We start from the raw sequence: 662 nt of genomic DNA, 5'->3' as shown, positions 1-662 counted from the left end.
CGGGCCCGAGTTGAACATCGAGATCGGCGCCCGCGCGGTCTCCTGGACCGAGAGGAACCCGCCGTGCACCTGCATGATCTGCACCGTGCGGTGGAGCCCCTTCGCGGCCAGTGCGTCGGCGAGCTGCTGGAAGTGGGCCGCGACGATCGGCTTGACCGCCGCGTCCAGCGCCGTCGTCACCATACGCTCGTACTCCCGATACACCGGGGTGAGTGCGCTGGACAGCGAGTAGGGCACGTCCGGATGGTGCTCGCTCAGGTATCCGGCGATCGCCCGCTCGTGCGCGTCGTTGCGGAAGGACCACAGCAGGCACACCGCGATCGACTCGGCCCCGGCCGCCAGCACCTGCTCCACGCTCGTACTGATGGCGCCGGGCGACAGCGGCACCAGCACGGTCCCGTGCGCGTCGACGCGTTCGGGCACCTCGACGATGAGACGCCGGTCCACGATGTCCGGCGGCGGCGCCAGCTTGTGCGAGTCGCGCTCATCGGTACGCGCGGAGCGGGCGATCCTCAACGTGTCCCGAAATCCCTGGGTGGTCAGCAGCCCCACCCGGGCGTACTTCTGCTCGTCCACCGCGTTGGTGACGATGGTGTTGCCGAGCACGAACCGGTCGATCGCCGGATAGAACTCCGCCTCGCTCAGCCCGACCTGCTCGCGCA

Annotated in this window: 1 protein-coding gene; it reads right to left on the bottom strand. The window is 69.5% G+C overall.

The window, feature by feature from the left end; genetic code table 11:
* Positions 1 to 662, bottom strand: a 662-nt coding sequence (locus ABGB08_RS54710; RefSeq protein ID WP_347608575.1) for a hydantoinase/oxoprolinase N-terminal domain-containing protein, incomplete at both ends; no start/stop codon positions are given.

Source organism: Acrocarpospora sp. B8E8, from assembly GCF_039871605.1.
Classification (GTDB): Bacteria; Actinomycetota; Actinomycetes; order Streptosporangiales; family Streptosporangiaceae; genus Acrocarpospora; species Acrocarpospora macrocephala.
Note: the sequence above shows the minus strand (reverse complement) of the source record. Positions and strands in the feature narration are given on the sequence as shown.